General features: G+C 64.4%; 20 protein-coding genes. 13 read left to right on the top strand and 7 right to left on the bottom strand.

The features are described 5' to 3' along the window. Positions 1 to 84: 84 nt before the first annotated feature. The 3 genes from LPW30_RS03135 to LPW30_RS03125 all read left to right on the top strand — a co-directional run bounded on the left by LPW30_RS03135 (position 85) and on the right by LPW30_RS03125 (position 2,340). Positions 85 to 1,410, top strand: coding sequence for an MFS transporter (locus tag LPW30_RS03135; protein ID WP_239680059.1), 1,326 nt, complete (start codon positions 85 to 87; stop codon positions 1,408 to 1,410). A 52-nt stretch (positions 1,411 to 1,462) separates the two neighbouring features. Beyond that, the gene (gene coaD / locus LPW30_RS03130) at positions 1,463 to 1,942 is read left to right on the top strand and encodes a pantetheine-phosphate adenylyltransferase (protein ID WP_025280642.1); all 480 of its coding nucleotides are present in this window, start codon (positions 1,463 to 1,465) and stop codon (positions 1,940 to 1,942) included. Positions 1,943 to 2,085: 143 nt separating this feature from the next. Continuing rightward, positions 2,086 to 2,340 (top strand): YfhL family 4Fe-4S dicluster ferredoxin, encoded by a 255-nt coding sequence (locus tag LPW30_RS03125; protein ID WP_025280643.1) that lies wholly within the window; start codon positions 2,086 to 2,088, stop codon positions 2,338 to 2,340. Positions 2,341 to 2,920: 580 nt separating this feature from the next. On the opposite strand, the gene mutM is transcribed toward LPW30_RS03125, so the two are convergent. Both mutM and LPW30_RS03115 read right to left on the bottom strand, forming a co-directional pair. After that, on the bottom strand, positions 2,921 to 3,736 hold the full coding sequence (gene mutM / locus LPW30_RS03120; protein WP_239680058.1) for a bifunctional DNA-formamidopyrimidine glycosylase/DNA-(apurinic or apyrimidinic site) lyase: 816 nt from the start codon (positions 3,734 to 3,736) through the stop codon (positions 2,921 to 2,923). Further along, positions 3,729 to 4,718, bottom strand: a complete 990-nt coding sequence (locus LPW30_RS03115; protein WP_026623553.1) for a chorismate transformation FkbO/Hyg5 family protein — start codon at positions 4,716 to 4,718, stop codon at positions 3,729 to 3,731. Before LPW30_RS03115 ends, mutM begins: the two co-directional genes overlap by 8 nt. A 185-nt stretch (positions 4,719 to 4,903) precedes the next feature. On the opposite strand from LPW30_RS03115, the gene LPW30_RS03110 reads away from it, so the two are divergent. Continuing rightward, a complete protein-coding gene (locus tag LPW30_RS03110; RefSeq protein WP_025280646.1) occupies positions 4,904 to 5,413 on the top strand; it encodes an Hsp20/alpha crystallin family protein in 510 nt (169 codons plus the stop codon). A 31-nt stretch (positions 5,414 to 5,444) separates the two neighbouring features. Continuing rightward, the gene (locus LPW30_RS03105) at positions 5,445 to 5,660 is read left to right on the top strand and encodes a DUF6967 family protein (RefSeq protein ID WP_025280647.1); all 216 of its coding nucleotides are present in this window, start codon (positions 5,445 to 5,447) and stop codon (positions 5,658 to 5,660) included. A gap of 80 nt (positions 5,661 to 5,740) precedes the next feature. Here the strand turns inward: LPW30_RS03105 and rpmG are convergent, their stop codons facing one another. Together rpmG and rpmB are read right to left on the bottom strand one after the other, a co-directional pair. Next, positions 5,741 to 5,908, bottom strand: coding sequence for a 50S ribosomal protein L33 (gene rpmG / locus LPW30_RS03100; RefSeq protein WP_025280648.1), 168 nt, complete (start codon positions 5,906 to 5,908; stop codon positions 5,741 to 5,743). 12 nt (positions 5,909 to 5,920) lie between these two features. Beyond that, positions 5,921 to 6,157 carry a 50S ribosomal protein L28 gene (rpmB, locus tag LPW30_RS03095; RefSeq protein WP_025280649.1) on the bottom strand — a complete coding sequence of 79 codons (237 nt, stop codon included), beginning with the start codon at positions 6,155 to 6,157 and terminating at the stop codon, positions 5,921 to 5,923. Between the two features lie 142 nt (positions 6,158 to 6,299). Between rpmB and folB the strand changes: the two genes are divergently transcribed. Both folB and folK read left to right on the top strand, forming a co-directional pair. After that, the gene (gene folB, locus LPW30_RS03090) at positions 6,300 to 6,656 is read left to right on the top strand and encodes a dihydroneopterin aldolase (protein ID WP_025280650.1); all 357 of its coding nucleotides are present in this window, start codon (positions 6,300 to 6,302) and stop codon (positions 6,654 to 6,656) included. Continuing rightward, complete coding sequence (gene folK, locus LPW30_RS03085; RefSeq protein ID WP_035369146.1) at positions 6,653 to 7,168, top strand: 2-amino-4-hydroxy-6-hydroxymethyldihydropteridine diphosphokinase; 516 nt, start codon at positions 6,653 to 6,655, stop codon at positions 7,166 to 7,168. Before folB ends, folK begins: the two co-directional genes overlap by 4 nt. A gap of 10 nt (positions 7,169 to 7,178) precedes the next feature. On the opposite strand, the gene LPW30_RS03080 is transcribed toward folK, so the two are convergent. Beyond that, a complete protein-coding gene (locus tag LPW30_RS03080; RefSeq protein ID WP_239680057.1) occupies positions 7,179 to 7,937 on the bottom strand; it encodes a pteridine reductase in 759 nt (252 codons plus the stop codon). Between the two features lie 108 nt (positions 7,938 to 8,045). Here LPW30_RS03080 and LPW30_RS03075 point away from each other — a divergent pair, with 108 nt between their 5' ends. Then, positions 8,046 to 9,227, top strand: a complete 1,182-nt coding sequence (locus LPW30_RS03075) for a class I SAM-dependent methyltransferase (protein ID WP_025280652.1) — start codon at positions 8,046 to 8,048, stop codon at positions 9,225 to 9,227. Here the strand turns inward: LPW30_RS03075 and LPW30_RS03070 are convergent. Both LPW30_RS03070 and LPW30_RS03065 read right to left on the bottom strand, forming a co-directional pair. Further along, positions 9,211 to 10,449, bottom strand: a complete 1,239-nt coding sequence (locus LPW30_RS03070) for a multifunctional CCA addition/repair protein (protein WP_239680056.1) — start codon at positions 10,447 to 10,449, stop codon at positions 9,211 to 9,213. The two genes, LPW30_RS03075 and LPW30_RS03070, sit on opposite strands and share 17 nt — an antisense overlap. 2 nt (positions 10,450 to 10,451) lie before the next feature. Next, positions 10,452 to 11,390 carry a complex I NDUFA9 subunit family protein gene (locus tag LPW30_RS03065; RefSeq protein ID WP_025280654.1) on the bottom strand — a complete coding sequence of 313 codons (939 nt, stop codon included), beginning with the start codon at positions 11,388 to 11,390 and terminating at the stop codon, positions 10,452 to 10,454. 182 nt (positions 11,391 to 11,572) lie between these two features. Here LPW30_RS03065 and LPW30_RS03060 point away from each other — a divergent pair, with 182 nt between their 5' ends. The 5 genes from LPW30_RS03060 (at position 11,573) to LPW30_RS03040 (ending at position 16,054) form a co-directional block, all read left to right on the top strand. Further along, entirely contained in the window at positions 11,573 to 12,931 is a 1,359-nt protein-coding gene (locus tag LPW30_RS03060; protein WP_239680055.1) for an NAD-dependent succinate-semialdehyde dehydrogenase, read from the top strand. Positions 12,932 to 12,948: 17 nt separating this feature from the next. Continuing rightward, positions 12,949 to 13,551, top strand: a complete 603-nt coding sequence (locus tag LPW30_RS03055; RefSeq protein ID WP_025280655.1) for a DedA family protein — start codon at positions 12,949 to 12,951, stop codon at positions 13,549 to 13,551. Positions 13,552 to 13,690: 139 nt separating this feature from the next. Then, positions 13,691 to 14,899 (top strand): BamA/TamA family outer membrane protein, encoded by a 1,209-nt coding sequence (locus LPW30_RS03050; protein WP_025280656.1) that lies wholly within the window; start codon positions 13,691 to 13,693, stop codon positions 14,897 to 14,899. A gap of 71 nt (positions 14,900 to 14,970) precedes the next feature. Then, complete coding sequence (nudB, locus tag LPW30_RS03045; RefSeq protein WP_025280657.1) at positions 14,971 to 15,420, top strand: dihydroneopterin triphosphate diphosphatase; 450 nt, start codon at positions 14,971 to 14,973, stop codon at positions 15,418 to 15,420. Continuing rightward, positions 15,404 to 16,054 (top strand): esterase/lipase family protein, encoded by a 651-nt coding sequence (locus tag LPW30_RS03040; RefSeq protein WP_025280658.1) that lies wholly within the window; start codon positions 15,404 to 15,406, stop codon positions 16,052 to 16,054. The genes nudB and LPW30_RS03040 overlap by 17 nt, the downstream gene beginning before the upstream one ends. The last annotated feature ends 25 nt before the right edge of the window (positions 16,055 to 16,079 follow it).

The following is a 16,079-nucleotide window of genomic DNA, read 5'->3' as shown; positions in this document are numbered from 1 at the left end:
AATCGGCATCCTCTCGAGGGAGTGCCTGTAGCTGACTTGGTTCTTTCCCGTTAACCTGATCCCACAATCCAGACGATGAGTGCCATGAAGCGGGCCTCTTTCAAGGAAATCTTTGGCTGGGCGATGTTCGACTTCGCCAACCAGGCCTATACCCTGCTGATCATTACGGTGATCTTCGGGGACCTGTTCACGCGGGTGATTGTCGGTGACTCGGAGACCGACTATCGGTTGGGAAATCTGCTGTGGAGCGTTGCCCTGGCGGTGAGCTACCTGATGGTGGTGCTCGTGGGCCCGGTGGCGGGGGCGATCATGGATTTCTCCGCGGCCCGTAAAAGGTTTCTGTTTGCCAGCTACGTGCTCACCGTGGTGACGACGGGGTTGCTGTACTTTGTGGCCCCGGGGTACATCTGGCTGGGTATGCTGCTGATCATCTGCTCCAACTTTGCGTACGCCATCGGTGAGTCGTTCATTGCCAGTTTTTTGCCTGAGCTGGGGCCTCGGGAGCAGTTGGGGTGGATTTCGGGGTTCGGCTGGGCTCTGGGGTATGTGGGGGGCCTGGTGGCCACGGCCTTTGCACTGGTCATGCTCGGGGAGGTGAGCGAGGAGAATTTTGATCGCATCCGCTGGGTGGGGCCGTTTGCGGCGGTATTCTTCCTGTTGGCAGCCATCCCCACTTTCCTCTGGCTTCGCGAGCGGGGGCGGGCGCGGCGGCTCAAGGGTGGGGTTCGCAGTTATCTGGGGATTGGTTTCCGGCGGGTGCGGGCCACAATCAAGGATCTGCGGCATTACCGTGATCTGGCCACGTTGCTGGTCTCGATCTTCTTTGCAATGGCCGGTATCTATATCATCATCTCCTTCACCTTCATCTACGGTGCCCAGGTGATTCAATGGGATGAGCAGGTGAGGATCTGGATGTTCGTCACTGTTCAGTTGACTGCGGCTGCCGGGGCCCTGGGTTTTGGTTTTCTTCAGGACAGGATCGGCGCCCGCACCACTTATCTGGCCACCCTGGTGCTGTGGATCGTGGCGGTCACCTTGATCTTTTCCACGCCCTGGCTTGGGCGGGTGGTGCCCATGGAGGCCCAGCATGTGTTCCTGATCGTGGGTAGCGTGGCCGGGTTGTGTCTGGGTTCCACGCAATCGGCGGGGCGGGCTCTGGTGGGGGTGCTGGCGCCGCGTTTGCGGGCGGCGGAGTTCTTCGGCTTCTGGGGGCTGGCGAGTAAACTGGCGGCCATCGTGGGCCTGCTGGGGCTGGGCCTGCTGCAGGTGGCGGTGGGTCTGCATGCGTCGATCCTGTTCTGCGCCTTGTTGTTCGCGCTGGCGCTGGTGGTGGCCCTGGGCCTGAACGAGGCCCGGGGTCGCCGTGTGGCGGAGGAGCGCGAGGCGCCTCGCAGTTCAATTCTGCCGTGAGTCTTTACGGTATCACCTGAAGTTGGACATCAATCCTGTCGGGATTCAAATCATGTCAGTTACTGTTGTTTACCCCGGGACCTTTGATCCCATTACCAATGGCCATATGGATATTGTCCGTCGGGCCCATCGGTTGTTTGATCATGTGCTGGTGGCGGTGGCTGCCAATCCCACGAAGCGGCCCACCTTTACGCTGGAGGAGCGGGTGGATCTGGCGCGACAGGCGTTGCGGGGGATCGAGGGGGTGGAGGTGTGCGGGTTCGATGGTCTGCTGGCGGATTTCGCGGCTGCGCATGGGTCGCGGGTGTTGTTGCGCGGCCTTCGGGCGGTGTCGGATTTTGAGCATGAGTTCCAGTTGGCCAGTATGAACCGGCATCTGGCGCCGGACCTTGAGACGGTGTTTCTCACGCCTGCGGAGGAGTATTCGTATGTTTCCTCAAGTCTGGTGAGGGAAGTTGCTGCGTTGGGTGGTGATGTTTCACACTTCGTGGCGGAAAGCGTGGAGGCTGCGTTGCGCGCCCGCTTGGGCTAAGATGCGCGGTCATCCGCCGTGGGCGGGATTATAAGAAGCTGTGACGTGAGGTCTGCCAGTGGTTTGATAGTGGGGCTGGCAGGGGTTTTTGCAGTCACGGACAAGCGACTACATCTTATTGAGTTTGAAGAGGAAAGTGCGTTATGGCCCTGATGATTACCGACGAGTGCATCAATTGCGACGTGTGCGAGCCGGAATGCCCCAATGGTGCGATCTCTCCGGGTGATGAGATTTATGTGATCGAGCCGAGTCTGTGCACGGAGTGCGTGGGTCACTTTGATGCGCCTCAGTGTGTGGAGGTGTGCCCGGTGGATTGCATTCCCAAGGATCCGGATAACGAGGAGAGCCATGATGTGCTGATGGCGAAGTTCGAGCGGATCACTGCCGGGGCTTCCTGAGTCGATCATTTTTTTGGTGTTGTGCAGGGCCGGGGCTGTTACCCGGCCCTTTTTGTTTCTGGGTCGCCGTCTTGGTGGCCTCCTTGGGTTCGGTGGTGGCCTCCGGGTGGGTAAATCCCTCCGGGGGACGCCGTGAATACATCCTTGTAGGCTTGGCCACCGCATCCATGCGGTGAACACCCCCGGAGGGCTTCACCCGCCCGGAGGCTTCTGGCTTGTGTGCTCTCCGCAGGGTGCCCTCCGTGGGTTCGGTGGCGGCCTGCGGGTGGGTAAATCCCTCCGGGGGGCGCCGTGAATACGTCCTTGTAGGCTTGGCCACCGCATCCATGCGGTGAACACCCCCGGAGGGCTTCACCCGCCCGGAGACTTCTGGCTTGTGTGCTCGCCGCAGGGTGCCCTCCGTGGGTTTGGTGGCGGCCTGTGGGTGGGTAAATCCCTCCGGGGGGCGCCGTGAATACATCCTTGTAGGCTTGGCCACCGCATCCATGCGGTGAACACCCCCGGAGGGCTTCACCCACCCAGAGGCTTTTGGCTGTTTGCCTGCTGGGTGGGCGTTTTATAAGGGCAAGTGCTCAGGAAGTCATTTCTGGCAGGTGGGGCAGTAGTAGCTGGATCGGCCGCCCTGGGTGATGTGCTTGATAGGGGTCTGGCAGGTGGTGCAGGGTTCCTGGGGGCGTCCATACACTCTGAGGGACTGGCTGAAGTAGCCGTGGGCGCCGTCTTCGTGGACGAAGTCCCGGAGGGTGGTGCCGCCCTGGGCGATGGAGGCTTCCAGGACCTGGCGGATGGCGGCGACGAGGCGGGTGGCCTCGGCGCGGGTGAGGCGGCCGGCGGCGCGGCGGGGGCGGATGCCGGCCAGGAAGAGGGATTCGGAGGCGTAGATGTTGCCCACCCCTACCACGACCTGGCTGTTCATGATCAGGGCCTTGATGCTGATGCGGCGGCCGCGGCTGATGCGGAACAGGTAGTCGGCATCGAAGCTGTCGCCCAGGGGTTCGGGGCCCAGGTGGGCGAGCAGGGGGTGGTTGCCGGTTTCGGGGTCGAACCAGAGCAGGGCCCCGAAGCGGCGTGGGTCGTGCAGGCGCAGGGTGAGGCCGGAGTCCAGGGCGAGGTCCACGTGGTCGTGGGGACGGGGTGGCGCGCTGGGGGGCACCAGGCGCAGGCTGCCGGACATGCCCAGGTGGATGAGGACGGTCCCCGGGGGGCACTGGATGAGCAGGTATTTGCCCCTGCGCTCGACGCGGGTGATCGTGCGCCCCTGAAGTCGATGGGGCAGGTCGGTGGGTATGGGCCAGCGCAGTCGCGGCTGCCGGATGTGGACCTGGGTGATGCGGCGTCCGGTGAGGTGGGGTTCGATGCCGCGCCGGGTGGTTTCCACCTCGGGTAGTTCAGGCATGCAGGCCTTCGATCTCCACCAGCAGGTCGTCCCGGCAGATATCGCCTCGCAGGTAAATGGCGGGTGCCTTCGGGCCCAGGGCTTCCTGCAGGCGCGAGCGCACGGCGTCCACGTCCTGGGCGTGGCGTACGTAGACCTTGAGCAGGGAGAGGGCGCCGGGGTTGCCTTCCAGGGTGGCCATGGGGTCGCCGGCCGAGCCGATCAGGGCGCGCAGGTTTTCCAGGATTTCGTCCAGTTGTGTGATGACGTCGGTGTGCAGGGTTTCGTGGCCGACGATGCTGGCGGTGCCGGAAATGTACAGGTGCGGTTTGCCCGGCCAGGGCTTGAGGGTGGCTCGGGAGAACGACGGGCTCTTGGGTCCGTAGCGCCGGGGGTAATGAAAGGCGCTGACCTGGCGGGGGTTTTCGATCTGTATGCCCGGTTCGCGTCCGGCCAGGAAGTAGACCACCAGGCCGGGTGCGGTGGTTCCGATGGCGGTGGCGGCGGGCAGTTCGCCTTCGGTGAGGGGCACGCGCTCCAGGGCGCGGTGGCGCCCCAGGCAGAAGGCCTGGTAGCGATCCAGGCCGTCCACTTCGTCGTGCAGATGCGGGAAGTAGTTCCATATCCGTAGCAGGCTGGGGAATCCCATGGCTCGATGAAAGGCGAGCACACGGTCGTAGGCGTACTCCGCGGCCTGGTCCATGTCGTGATCGAAGCGGGCCTCGTCCACGAGGATCCAGCCGAACAGTGCGTCCCGGGTGTGGGCGTAACCCAAGTCATGGTCGCAACCGGCGGCCACCGGTTCGTTGGCCTCCCAGACCTCCACGGGGGTGTCGGCCGCCAGGGGTGGCAGGGCCAGGGTGAGTTCCGTGGGGCGCGCCGGATCCAGGAGATTCTCCTGGCCGAAGCGGATCACGGCCAGGCGGCGAGGGTCGCGCGTGGCAAGCTCGCTTTCGGTCAGTAGCCGGACGGTCAGTGGTGTCGATTCAGAGATGTTCGCCATGGGCCTAATGTTACCGGATCATGGGCGGTCGTCGTATCACCAACGGATGAAAAGGCTTGCGGTCGGGTGCCGAAAACGGTCGGGCTTGAAATATACCTGGGGTGCGTGATACTCGACTGTAAAGCGGGGATACACCCGCTCTTTCACTGTTGCGGGATAGCCAAAGATTGAAGGAGGGGGTGGAGATGTCGAATCTGCAGCATTTGCGTCAGGGTGTGAGTGACGCCTGGGAGAGCATCCTGGGTGGTTGGCAGCGACTCTATGCCCGCGCTTCGGGAGCCATTACCCCGTTCACGCCGGGGAGTCGGTCCGCCGAAGACCTTGAGCGGGATGAGCATGAACTGGAGGCCCGCAGTATCGGCTGGGGCGTGATGGCGGCCGAGGTCTTTGACGACACTGATCGTCTGGTGGTGCGCCTGGAGGCTCCGGGTATGGATCGGGACAGCTTTGATATTCAGGTGATCGATGATCATCTGGTGATCCGGGGCGAGAAGGGTATCCAGAAGGAGCTCAGCAGGGGGCGCTACCATATCGCCGAGTGTGCTTATGGGCGCTTTGAGCGGGCGATCCCGCTGCCGGGGCCGGTGAGCACCGAGGGTGCCCGAGCCACCTACGAGCATGGCGTCCTGCGTGTTGAGATGCCACGGCTCAGTAGCGCCCATGCGCAACGATCCATCAACGTGGAGGCGGGCTGAACGCCCGTCGCCGCCCGAGAGGGGGTGTGGCATGGAGCAGATCAAGGCCCCCATGGGGGAGGAGATCGAGTTGCGACAGGTGATGCACGAGAGTGGTGTGCCGCTGTTGCGGGTGCTCGTGCGAGACGGGGGGCGTTACACCTATCTGGATCTGGATCCCGCCACCGCCAATCGCTGGGGCAGGCTCATGCAGGTCTGGGCTCGGGAGACGGTGGAGCGGATGGAGGCGGCTCAGAGGGAGGAGTGACCGCCGGGCTGGCGGCCCACCGTCATACGGTGGGCCTATCAGCCAGGTGTTGCCGGGTCATGCCGGCAGGCAAGCCGGTATTACTTGATCTTGGCTTCCTTGTACATCACATGCTGACGCACGACGGGATCGAATTTCTTGATCTCCATCTTGTCGGGCATGTTCCGCTTGTTCTTGGTGGTGGTGTAGAAGTGGCCGGTGCCGGCACTGGACACCAGGCGGATCTTTTCACGAATGCCTTTCGCCATGGGTGCGTCTCCTTAGACCTTTTCGCCACGGGCGCGCAGGTCCGTCAGGACCGTGTCGATACCCTTCTTGTCGATGATGCGCATGCCCTTCTGGCTGATGCGCAGCTTCACGAAACGGTTCTCGCTCTCCACCCAGAAACGGTGTTCGTGCAGGTTGGGCAGGAAGCGACGACGCGTCTTGTTATTCGCGTGGGATACGTTGTTCCCGGTCATCGGGCGCTTACCCGTGATTTGGCAGACTCGGGCCATTGGTGTTCTCCGGAAAAACCAGGCTGATTTGAGGAAAGCCGGGAACCTTAGCAGAAGGGTGGGGTGGGGGCAAGTACGGGGCGCCATGTCGGGCCAGGTCGGGGGTGGTGCCCGCGCGGGGCGGCGTATATAGTCCAATTCCATGGACATCGTCTACATTCGTGATTTAAAGGTGAAAACCACCGTCGGCATCTTCGATTGGGAGCGCAGTATCCGTCAGGAGGTGCGCATTGACCTGGAGATGGGCACCGATATCCGCCCTGCGTCGGACTCCGACTGCATTGACCACACTCTGGATTACAAGGCTGTGGCCAAGCGCGTCATCGCCCTGGTGGAAAGCAATGAACGGGAATTGGTGGAGGCCATGGCCGAGGACATCGCCCGCATGGTGATGCAGGAGTTCTCCGTGCCCTGGTTGCGCCTTACCCTGGGCAAGCCGGGCGCCGTGCGCGGGGCTCGGGAGGTGGGTGTGAGCATCGAGCGTGGGGAGCGCGGATGACTCGGCCGGAATCCCCCTTGCGCCGTGCCTTCGTGAGTATCGGCACCAACGTGAACCGCGAGTGGCATGTGGAGGTTGCTCGTCAGGAACTCCTCAACGCTTTCCGGGAAGTGACCTTTTCCCCCGTCTATGAGACCGGGGCCGTGGGTTTCGACGGCAGCCCTTTCTACAATCTGGCGGCAGGCTTCGATACGGATCAACCGCCTGAGGCTCTGGTGGCCAGTCTCAAGGCCATGGAGGCGCGTCATGGTCGTCAGCGGGGTGGCGAGCGCTTCGCCGACCGCACCCTGGATCTGGACTTGCTGCTGTTGGGAGATCTCGTGCTGGAGGCCCCGGGGGTGCAGCTGCCGCGTGATGAGATCATCCGCCACGCCTTCGTGCTCGGCCCCCTGGCAGACATCGCGGCCGACGTGATCCATCCGGTGCTCCAGACACCCATCGGTCGCCTCTGGGAGACCTTTGACCCGGCGGGCCAATGGCTGCGTCGCGTGGACCTCCTGCCGTCGGATTAGCGCGCGGTATTCACTGTGCCGTGGTACGCCCCCCGTCCACAGGGATCACCTGGCCGGTGACGTAGCGGGCATCCCGGATCAGGAACAGCGCCGTGGTGGCGATATCCTCCGGCGACCCCTCCCGTTTGAGCGCGGTGCGCTGAATCATCTCTTCATGGGTGGCTGCGTTCTCTTCTGCCTCCGGCCAGAGAATGGCTCCGGGTGCGATGCCGTTCACGCGTACCCGGGGGCCCAGCTCCCGGGCCAGGGATTGGGTGAGCATCCACAGTCCTGCCTTGGCCGCGCAATAGACCGGGTAGCCCTTCAGAGGACGCAGGGCGTGGATATCCACGATATTGAGGATGCAGCCCTCAGCCTGCGTCAGGGCCGGTGCCAGCGCCTGGGACAGGAACAGGGGGGCCTTGAGATTGGTTCCCATCAGGTCATCCCAGTGGGCCTCGGTGATCTCGCTCAGGGCCGTGGGGTAGAAGGTGGAGGCATTGTTCACCAGCACATCCATGCCCCCGAAGGCGGCTTCCGCCTCGCTGGCCAGACGCCTGAACGCCCCGGGTTCCAGAAGCTCTCCTGCCACCAGACGCACCGAATCGGGCCGCTTGCGATGCAGCTCCTCCCGAAGTGCCTGGGCCGCCTGCCCGGAACTCCGATAGTGGATCACCAGGTTCATCCCCTGCGAGTGCAGTGTGCGTGCCATTTCGGCGCCGATGCGGCGGGCGCCGCCCGTGATGAAGGCGGTCTTGCCGCTCAGGTCGGGGTGTTTGGGCTGTTCCATGCGGTTTCCTTGTGCTGCTCGCGAAGCGGTGTGCCGACGGCTTGAGGCGCAGAGCGGGTGGGGCCACAATGCCCCTCCCCACGGCGCCGATCATCTTGGACTGCATGCATGCCCACGGATTCCCCATTACCCACGCCTGAACCCGAGGCCCTGCAGGTCAGCCAGCAGTTGCTGGAACTGGTCAGACAGGAGATTAACGCAGGCAATGGCTGGCTGTCTTTCCGACGTTACATGGAACTGGCCCTCTATGCCCCGGGGTTGGGGTATTACACCGCGGGCAGCCACAAACTGGGGCGGGGCGGCGACTTCATCACTGCCCCGGAGGTGTCGCCCCTGTTCGGTCGTTGTATCGCCCGCCAGTGTGCCCAGGTGCTGGAGAGGCTGGGGGGCGGCGATATTCTGGAATTCGGCGCGGGCACGGGCATCCTGGCGGTGGAGATTCTCACCACCCTGGAGGCGCTGGATGCCCTCCCGGAACGTTACCTGATCCTTGAGTTGAGCCCCGACCTGCGTCAGCGCCAGCAGGCCGCCGTGGCCGACTTGCCCGAGACCCTGCGTCATCGCGTGCAATGGCTGGATGCCCTGCCGGAGTCGGGCTGTTTCCGGGGCGTCATGCTGGGAAACGAGGTGCTGGATGCCATGCCGGTGCAGGTGTTCCATTGGCAGGATGGGGAAGTGCTGGAGCGGGGCGTGGTGCTCGGGCAGCGTCTGGAGTGGGCTGATCGACCGGCCGATGAGACGCTCACGAGCACGGTACGCGCCCTGCATGAAAGCACCGGCGGCGCATGGCCGTCCGGGTATGTCTCGGAGATCAACCCCGGCTTGTCCCCGTGGATGCGGGCCGCTGCGAACAGCCTCGTTGCCGGCGTGATCATTCTGGTGGATTACGGCTACCCGCGTCGGGAGTATTACAGCCCGGAGCGGTATCGGGGCACCCTGATCGCCCATTACCGTCATCGGGCCCTGGACGAGCCCCTGGTCTGGCCGGGGGTGGTGGACATTACCGCCAACGTGGACTTCACCGCCGTGGCCGAGGCCGGGGAGGCGGCGGGATTGTCGTTGCTGGGCTACACCAGCCAGGCCTGGTTCCTCATGGGTTCCGGGCTGGAGTCAGCCTTCCAGGCCTGTCAGGCACAGGGGCTGCGCGAGCAGATGGATCTGGCGGCCCAGGTGCGCATGCTCACCCTGCCCGGGGAGATGGGGGAACGCTTCCAGGCCATGGCCCTGGGGCGTGGTGTGTCGGGGCCGTTGATGGGTTTTTCCGGGCGGGATCTTATCCCTCGTCTGTAGTCTCTTCGGCCTTGAGCGCCTTGAGGGCCCGAATGCGCTGCTGCTGCAGGGCCTCGGCGATGGCCGGACCCCTGAGCCCTTGCTCCACCAGTTCCCGGGCCTGGATGGCGGCGCAACGTGCCTGGGCACGGCGCACGTAATCTGCCTGGGGATAGGGTCTGGCCTCAAAGCCCGTGCGCCCCCGGTAATCCGCCTCGCAGGCCAGCAATGCCGATTCCAGACGCTCGGGGCGACGATAGGCATCCAGCCCCTCCAGGGTGCGCGCCAGGGTCTGGGGGCGCAGCTCGAAAACCCGGTGCACCAGGCCATGGTAGCGGGCCACCAGACGCGCCAGTTCCCGGTACCGGTTCGGGACCCTGTATCGATCGCACAGGGCCTCGATCAAGACCACGCCGCGTTCCTCGTGCCCACGGTGGCTGGGCAGGATTTCCACAGGTGTGTTGCCCTTGCCCAGGTCGTGGGTGAGGGCTGCAAAGCGGACCAGAGGATCCTTGCTCAGGCGGGTGGCCTGATCCAGCACCATGAACACATGCACGCCGGTATCGATCTCGGGATGGTAGCGCGGCGGTTGGGGCACGCCATACAGGGCCTCCAGTTCCGGGAACAGCACCGCCAGGGCCCCGCAGTCACGCAGCACCTGGAAGAAGGCCGTGGGTGCCGGAGCCTTGAGCGCCTTTTCCGTCTCCTGCCAGACCCGTTCGGGGACCAGGGCATCCAGTTCGCCCTCGTCCACCATGCGTTGCATCAGCAATCGGGTCTCGTCCGCCACCCGAAAACCCAGAGGGGACAGGCGGGCGGCGAAGCGGGCCACGCGCAGCACCCGCACCGGGTCTTCCACGAAGGCGGGGGAAACATGCCGTAGCCAGCGCTCATGCAGGTCCCTCTGGCCATTGAACGGGTCGATCAGGTGGCCTTGTGCGTCCCGGGCCATGGCATTGATGGTGAGGTCGCGTCGCGCCAGATCATCGTCCAGGGTCACCTCGGGCGAGGCATGGACCTCGAACCCATGGTAACCGGGGCCGGTGTTGCGCTCCGTGCGGGCCAGGGCATGTTCTTCGTGGGTGTGGGGGTGCAGAAAAACCGGGAAATCCCTGCCCACTTGAGTGAAACCCTGGTCGAGCATCTGCTGCACGGTGCCGCCCACCACGACCCAGTCTCGTTCCTTGACCGGCAGGCCCAGGAGTTCGTCCCGCAATGCGCCACCCACCAGGTAGGTCTGCATGATCAGCGGGCGCTGCTGCGCAGATGCTGCAGGCGGTTATGATGCGTGGTATCGCCCAGATATTGGGGCACCACGGATTCCAGGGCGGTGGGGCAGATGCCTCCTCCCGGGCAGAGACTGTCCCGCTGGAGTGAGTGATAGTTGTCCAGGCTCAAAGGCTTGCCGGGCACGTATTCCATCACCCGGGCCTGCAGCAGGGAGAGCCGGTCAGACAGGCCGATGATCAGCCGGGATTTTCCCTGAAGCCTTGCGGTGTACTCCACCAGTTCCTTCAGGGTGTAAACCTGGGGGCCACATAGATCCAGGCGCTCACCGTGAGTGGTCGAATCCTTCAGGGCACCGACAAAGGCCTCCACCACGTCTCCCACGAACACCGGCGCGAAGCGTGCGTTCGGGCAGGCCAGGGGCAGCACGGGAGTGATGCGCAGCAGGCCGGCAAAGCGGTTGAAGAAACTGTCGCCCCGACCGAAGATCACCGATGGGCGGAAGCTGGTCACCGCCACATCCCCTGCCAGGGTATGCACGATGTTTTCTGCCTCGCCCTTGGTACGCAGATAATGGCTGGGGCCGCTGGCCGCGTCGGCGTTCAGGGCGCTCATGTGCAGGAGTCGTCTCACACCCATCTCGCGGGCCGATTCGATCACGGTATGGGCCAGGTCCACGTGGGTGCGGCGGAAACCGCTGCCATCGTGGCCGCGCTCGTTTAGAATACCCACCAGGTTGATCACGGCCTCGCAATCCTGGAAGTGGGTTCGAAGCACCGACCCGTCGTGGCAATCCGCTTCCACCAGTCTCACCCCGGGGAGCACCATCAGGTGCTTGGAACGAAAGGCTCGCCGAGTCAGAACCTTGACCCGGTATCCCTGGTCCACCAGTCGGGTGACCAGGTGGCTCCCAACAAAACCCGTGCCCCCCAATACACACACCGTCCGGATGTTCATGCTTTTGTTATTCCTGTCTTGAAGTACGTTGAAAGTCATAAGGCAACCGGCATCCGGAACCCTGTCTGTCGCCCCTCCCTTTTCTCTTGGAGGAGAGTGACGGCGGCGGTCCCGTTACATCGTCAAACGGCCAAATATACTATGGTATGGCCCCCTGCTTCCCAAGGAGTTCACCTGTGCCCATGAGTTCTGTCAATCCCGCCAATGGTTCCGTGCTCAACGTGTTCGAGACATGGGACCGGCCGCGTATTGACAAGGCCCTCGGCCAGGCCGAGCGCGTTGCCCGCCCCTGGCGGGATCTGCCGCTGGCCGAGCGAGCCGATTTGATGCGCCAGGCGGCGCATGTCCTGCGCCATCGGCGGGACCACTTTGCCCATATGATCACCCAGGAGATGGGCAAGCTGCTGCGCGAGTCACGGGGGGAGGTCGACCGCTGCGCCACCGTCTGCGATTACTATGCCGATCATGCGGCACAATTCCTGGCCGATGAGGCCGTGCCTGAAGTGGAGGGGGATGCCCGGGTGATCTTCCAGCCCCTGGGCACCATCCTGGCCGTCATGCCCTGGAACTTCCCCCTGTGGCAGGTGTTCCGCTTCGCCGCCCCCACCCTGATGGCAGGCAACACTGCCCTGCTCAAGCATGCCTCCAACGTCCCCCGGTGTGCGCTGGCCGTGGAGGAGGTCTTTCGGGACGCGGGCTTCCCCGCCGGGGTCTTTCAGACGCTGATGATCCCCTCCGATGCCGTGGCCGATGTCATCCGTGACCCGCGGGTCCATGGGGTGACCCTCACGGGCAGCGAGCCGGCGGGGCGCGCCGTGGCCGCCGTGGCCGGTGAGTCCCTCAAGCCATCCGTGCTGGAACTGGGAGGTTCCGATCCCTTCATCGTCCTGGACGATGCGGATCTGGACCGGGCCGTGGAGCAGGCGGTGGTCTCTCGATATCAGAATGCCGGCCAGAGCTGCATCGCGGCCAAGCGTTTCATTCTCCTGCCTGGCGCCGTCGATGGTTTCATGGAGCGCTTCAAGGCCGCAGTGAAGGCCCTCAAGCCTGGCGACCCCACCCGGGAGGGCACCACGCTGGCTCCCATGGCTCGCGCGGATCTGCGGGATGAGCTTCACCAGCAGGTGCAAGACTCCATCGCCGAGGGGGCCATCCCCGTGCTGGGATGCGAGCCGCTGCCTGGCAAGGGGGCCTGGTACGCCCCGTCGATCCTGGATCGGGTGGTGCCCGGCACCCGGGCCTATCACGAGGAGATGTTCGGTCCGGTGGCCAGCATCATCCGGGCCGAGGACGATGCGGACGCAGTGCGTATCGCCAATGACACCCGCTTCGGGCTGGGCGGCAGTGTCTGGACCCGCGACCCGGAGCGAGGGGCGGCGGTGGCCCGACAGCTGGCCTGCGGGGCCACCTTCGTGAATGCCATGGTCAAGAGCGACCCGCGGCTGCCCTTCGGTGGCGTGAAGGATTCCGGTTACGGTCGGGAACTGGCCCGGGCCGGCATCCTGGCCTTCGTGAACACCAAGACCCTCACCCTGCGTTGAGAGAGCGCTGACCCCTCATGGACATGGTCGAACTGGCAACGGACGCGATCGCCGACTACGGCTACTGGGCTCTGGGGGTCTTCCTGGTCATCCTGGCCCCGGAAGCCCTGATGCCTTTCGCGGGCTTCCTGGCCCACGAGGGCCTGCTGAACCTGTGGCTGTCCATCCTGGTGGGCTCACTCGGTGGCACCGCCGGGTCCACCCTGATCTACCTGCTGGCCCGCCGCGCCGGTGAGGAACGCGTGCGGGATCTTCTGCGGCGTCGTGGCCGCTGGGTGCTGGTGCGTGAGTCCGACCTGGATAAGGTGCTGGGGGTCTATGAGCGCAAGGGCGACTGGATCGTGGCCGGTGGGCGCCTGATCCCTACGGTGCGCAGTCTGGTGTCCATCCCGGCGGGGCTGCTGCCCATGTCCTTCGGTCGGTTCGTTGGGTTGACCTTCCTGGGGACATTCATCTGGAACAGCTTTCTGGGCCTGGCGGGATATACCCTGGGCGCGCAGTGGAGTGCCCTGGAGCCCTATCTCGGCGTGTACGGGGCCCTGGTCACGGCCACTGTGCTGGTGGTGGTGGGCATCTTTGTGGTGCGCCGGTTGCTGGCGCAAGGGATCAAGGGCAGGTGAGGGCGAAGGGGCTGCAAGGCGCGTGATGACGATGTCCAGAGGAGGGAGTGCGTGGGCTTCCTGGGTGATATCTGGGTGTGTGGCGGCCCTGTGCCTGTGGGTTACACCGGTCTTGTCGGAGCCCTCACTCGATGCCCCCGTGATCAGTGACATCCGTTTCGAAGGCAACCGGGTGACCCGTGAATCGGTGATGCGCCAGGAGCTGATCGTCGAGCGGGGCGATCCGCTGGACGCCCAGGCCATTGAGGACACGCGCCAGGCCCTGATGAACATGGGGCTGTTCCAGTCGGTGGAGTCCCGGGTGGAGGTGGTCAATGGCGAGGCCGAGGTGACCTTCACCGTGCGCGAGAAATTCTACATCTTTCCCTTGCCCCGGCTGAGCCGCACCTCCGATGGCGATATCCGCTACGGGGGCGATGTGCGCTTCGATAACTTCCTGGGCTACAACCAGGTGCTGCGTTTGAGGGCCGAATGGGAGGACGCCGGCAGCGACACCTCCGAAGAAGAGTCGCGCACGTTGAGCGCAAGTTACAGTATTCCCCGCATCCCCCACACGGCCTGGGGCCTGACGCTTTCCTTCGAGGATGAGAGGGTGGTGGAATCGGCCTCGGAGGAGGATGGTCATGGTGACCACGACAAGGACACCCTGCAGTTGGGCGCCTCCATCAGTCGCTGGCTGGATCGCCAGGGCCCGAGTGCCGGGTGGCGGGCCAGCCTGGGGGTGAACTGGAACGACCGGCGTTACAGCCCTCATGATGCGGGGGAGGCCGTCCCCGATGATGCGCGCGTGCTGAGCTGGAGTGGGGGCATTTCCTTTACCGATGTGGCGGATCTGGGGGTGCGTCGGGAGGGCGTGGAGTACGGGGCCTCCCTGTCCTTTGGGGGCGAGGCCATCGGCTCGGATACCAGTCACCAGAACCTGAGCCTGTTCTACCGTGCCTACCGGCCGCTGGGCAACGGCGAATTGTCTCCCAATCTGAACTACCAGGCCCGCTTTGCCGTGGCCAGTCGCACTGCCTTTGGCGACGAGGCCTACTCCCTGGGTGGCGGCAGCAACCTGCGCGGTTATCCCCGGGACTACCGGGAGGGAGATCTGCTCATGCTCCTTAATACCGAGTACCTGCACCCCCTGTTCGGTCGCCCCGATGTGCGCGGGGTGGGATTCGTGGACCTGGGCGGAGTCTGGCCGCGCCGCGACGTGGATTTGTCGGACGTACACGTAGGGGCCGGTCTGGGATTGCGCATCAACCTGCGGTGGTTCGTGCGCACGGATCTACGGGTGGACTATGCCTATGGATTCAGTGCCAATGAATCCCGGGCCTACTTCGGCACGAGTCACGCGTTCTAGGTCTGATGCCGTGCCAAAGCTTCCGGCGCGGCCCTTTTACTGCCTGTCGGTCCCTTGTAAAGTATTGATATATGGTCTTCAAGCGTCCCGAATCGGTCCTGGTGGTGGTTCATGATGACGCCGGCCGTGTGCTGTTGCTGCGGCGCCGTACCCCGGCGGACTTCTGGCAGTCGGTCACCGGCAGTCTGGAATGGGGCGAGTCCCCGGTGCAGGCTGCCCGCCGTGAGCTGGAGGAGGAGACGGGTCTGTCTGCCGACGGCCTGGTCAACCTGCATCGGCAGGTTCGCTTTCCCATCGTGCCCCCCTGGCGGGAGCGTTATCCGCCCGATGCCCATGAGAATCTGGAACATCACTTCACCTTGTGGGTCCCGGAGGGGGTGACCGTCCGGATCAGCCCCCACGAGCATGTTGAATACCGCTGGTTACCCAGGGATGAGGCGGCTCGCTGGGTCACCTCCTGGACCAATGCCGAGGTGATTCTGGACCACGTGCCCAAGGGGCCGGGTGCCCGGGATGCGTGAGGCCGTCGTCTACATACACGGGCTGTGGATGACCGGTCTGGAAATGAACCTGCTGGCGCGTCGATTGAGTGGGCAGGGCTTTGCGGTGCACCGTTTCCGCTATTCCAGTATCCTTGCCACCCCCGAGGGCAATGCGGCCCGACTGGATGCCTATCTGCGTACCCTGGATGCGGATGTGGTGCATCTGGTGGGGCATAGCCTGGGTGGGCTGGTGATCATGCACCTGTTCCATCAGTTTCCGCTGCAGCGTCCGGGTCGGGTGGTGATGCTGGGCACGCCGGTCTCGGGTAGTGGCGTGGCAGCCTCCCTGGCCCGCTCCCCCCTGAGCCGCTGGACCCTGGGCCGGAGCATCCAGAGGGGCCTGCTGGGCGATGTGCCCCGCTGGAAAGGCGCGCGTGATTTGGGCATGATCGCCGGCGCCCGCGGTGTGGGAGTGGGCCGCGCCCTGGGGGCTGCGCCGCCAGGGGAGGGGGATGGCACGGTGGATCTGCGCGAGACCTGGAGCGACGCGGTGACTGCACATCTCACCGTGCCCTATAGCCATTTCACGCTGCTCACGGCCCGGCCAGTGGCCCAGGCGGTAGCCAACTTCCTGCGCACCGGAGATTTCGCGGGTCGAACCACGCATTCATGATGCCCCTGAAGCACATCATCCAAGA

The organism is Ectothiorhodospira variabilis (assembly GCF_022227625.1).
Classification (GTDB): Bacteria; Pseudomonadota; Gammaproteobacteria; order Ectothiorhodospirales; family Ectothiorhodospiraceae; genus Ectothiorhodospira; species Ectothiorhodospira haloalkaliphila.
Note: the sequence above shows the minus strand (reverse complement) of the source record. Positions and strands in the feature narration are given on the sequence as shown.

Excerpts from the sequence above, each read along its gene's own strand:
- LPW30_RS03135 (WP_239680059.1), top strand. The coding sequence starts at position 85 with ATGAAGCGGGCCTCTTTCAAGGAAATCTTTGGCTGGGCGATGTTCGAC.
- coaD (WP_025280642.1), top strand. The coding sequence starts at position 1,463 with ATGTCAGTTACTGTTGTTTACCCCGGGACCTTTGATCCCATTACCAAT.
- LPW30_RS03125 (WP_025280643.1), top strand. The coding sequence starts at position 2,086 with ATGGCCCTGATGATTACCGACGAGTGCATCAATTGCGACGTGTGCGAG.
- mutM (WP_239680058.1), bottom strand. The coding sequence starts at position 3,736 with ATGCCTGAACTACCCGAGGTGGAAACCACCCGGCGCGGCATCGAACCC.
- LPW30_RS03115 (WP_026623553.1), bottom strand. The coding sequence starts at position 4,718 with ATGGCGAACATCTCTGAATCGACACCACTGACCGTCCGGCTACTGACC.
- LPW30_RS03110 (WP_025280646.1), top strand. The coding sequence starts at position 4,904 with ATGTCGAATCTGCAGCATTTGCGTCAGGGTGTGAGTGACGCCTGGGAG.
- LPW30_RS03105 (WP_025280647.1), top strand. The coding sequence starts at position 5,445 with ATGGAGCAGATCAAGGCCCCCATGGGGGAGGAGATCGAGTTGCGACAG.
- rpmG (WP_025280648.1), bottom strand. The coding sequence starts at position 5,908 with ATGGCGAAAGGCATTCGTGAAAAGATCCGCCTGGTGTCCAGTGCCGGC.
- rpmB (WP_025280649.1), bottom strand. The coding sequence starts at position 6,157 with ATGGCCCGAGTCTGCCAAATCACGGGTAAGCGCCCGATGACCGGGAAC.
- folB (WP_025280650.1), top strand. The coding sequence starts at position 6,300 with ATGGACATCGTCTACATTCGTGATTTAAAGGTGAAAACCACCGTCGGC.
- folK (WP_035369146.1), top strand. The coding sequence starts at position 6,653 with ATGACTCGGCCGGAATCCCCCTTGCGCCGTGCCTTCGTGAGTATCGGC.
- LPW30_RS03080 (WP_239680057.1), bottom strand. The coding sequence starts at position 7,937 with ATGGAACAGCCCAAACACCCCGACCTGAGCGGCAAGACCGCCTTCATC.
- LPW30_RS03075 (WP_025280652.1), top strand. The coding sequence starts at position 8,046 with ATGCCCACGGATTCCCCATTACCCACGCCTGAACCCGAGGCCCTGCAG.
- LPW30_RS03070 (WP_239680056.1), bottom strand. The coding sequence starts at position 10,449 with ATGCAGACCTACCTGGTGGGTGGCGCATTGCGGGACGAACTCCTGGGC.
- LPW30_RS03065 (WP_025280654.1), bottom strand. The coding sequence starts at position 11,390 with ATGAACATCCGGACGGTGTGTGTATTGGGGGGCACGGGTTTTGTTGGG.
- LPW30_RS03060 (WP_239680055.1), top strand. The coding sequence starts at position 11,573 with ATGAGTTCTGTCAATCCCGCCAATGGTTCCGTGCTCAACGTGTTCGAG.
- LPW30_RS03055 (WP_025280655.1), top strand. The coding sequence starts at position 12,949 with ATGGACATGGTCGAACTGGCAACGGACGCGATCGCCGACTACGGCTAC.
- nudB (WP_025280657.1), top strand. The coding sequence starts at position 14,971 with ATGGTCTTCAAGCGTCCCGAATCGGTCCTGGTGGTGGTTCATGATGAC.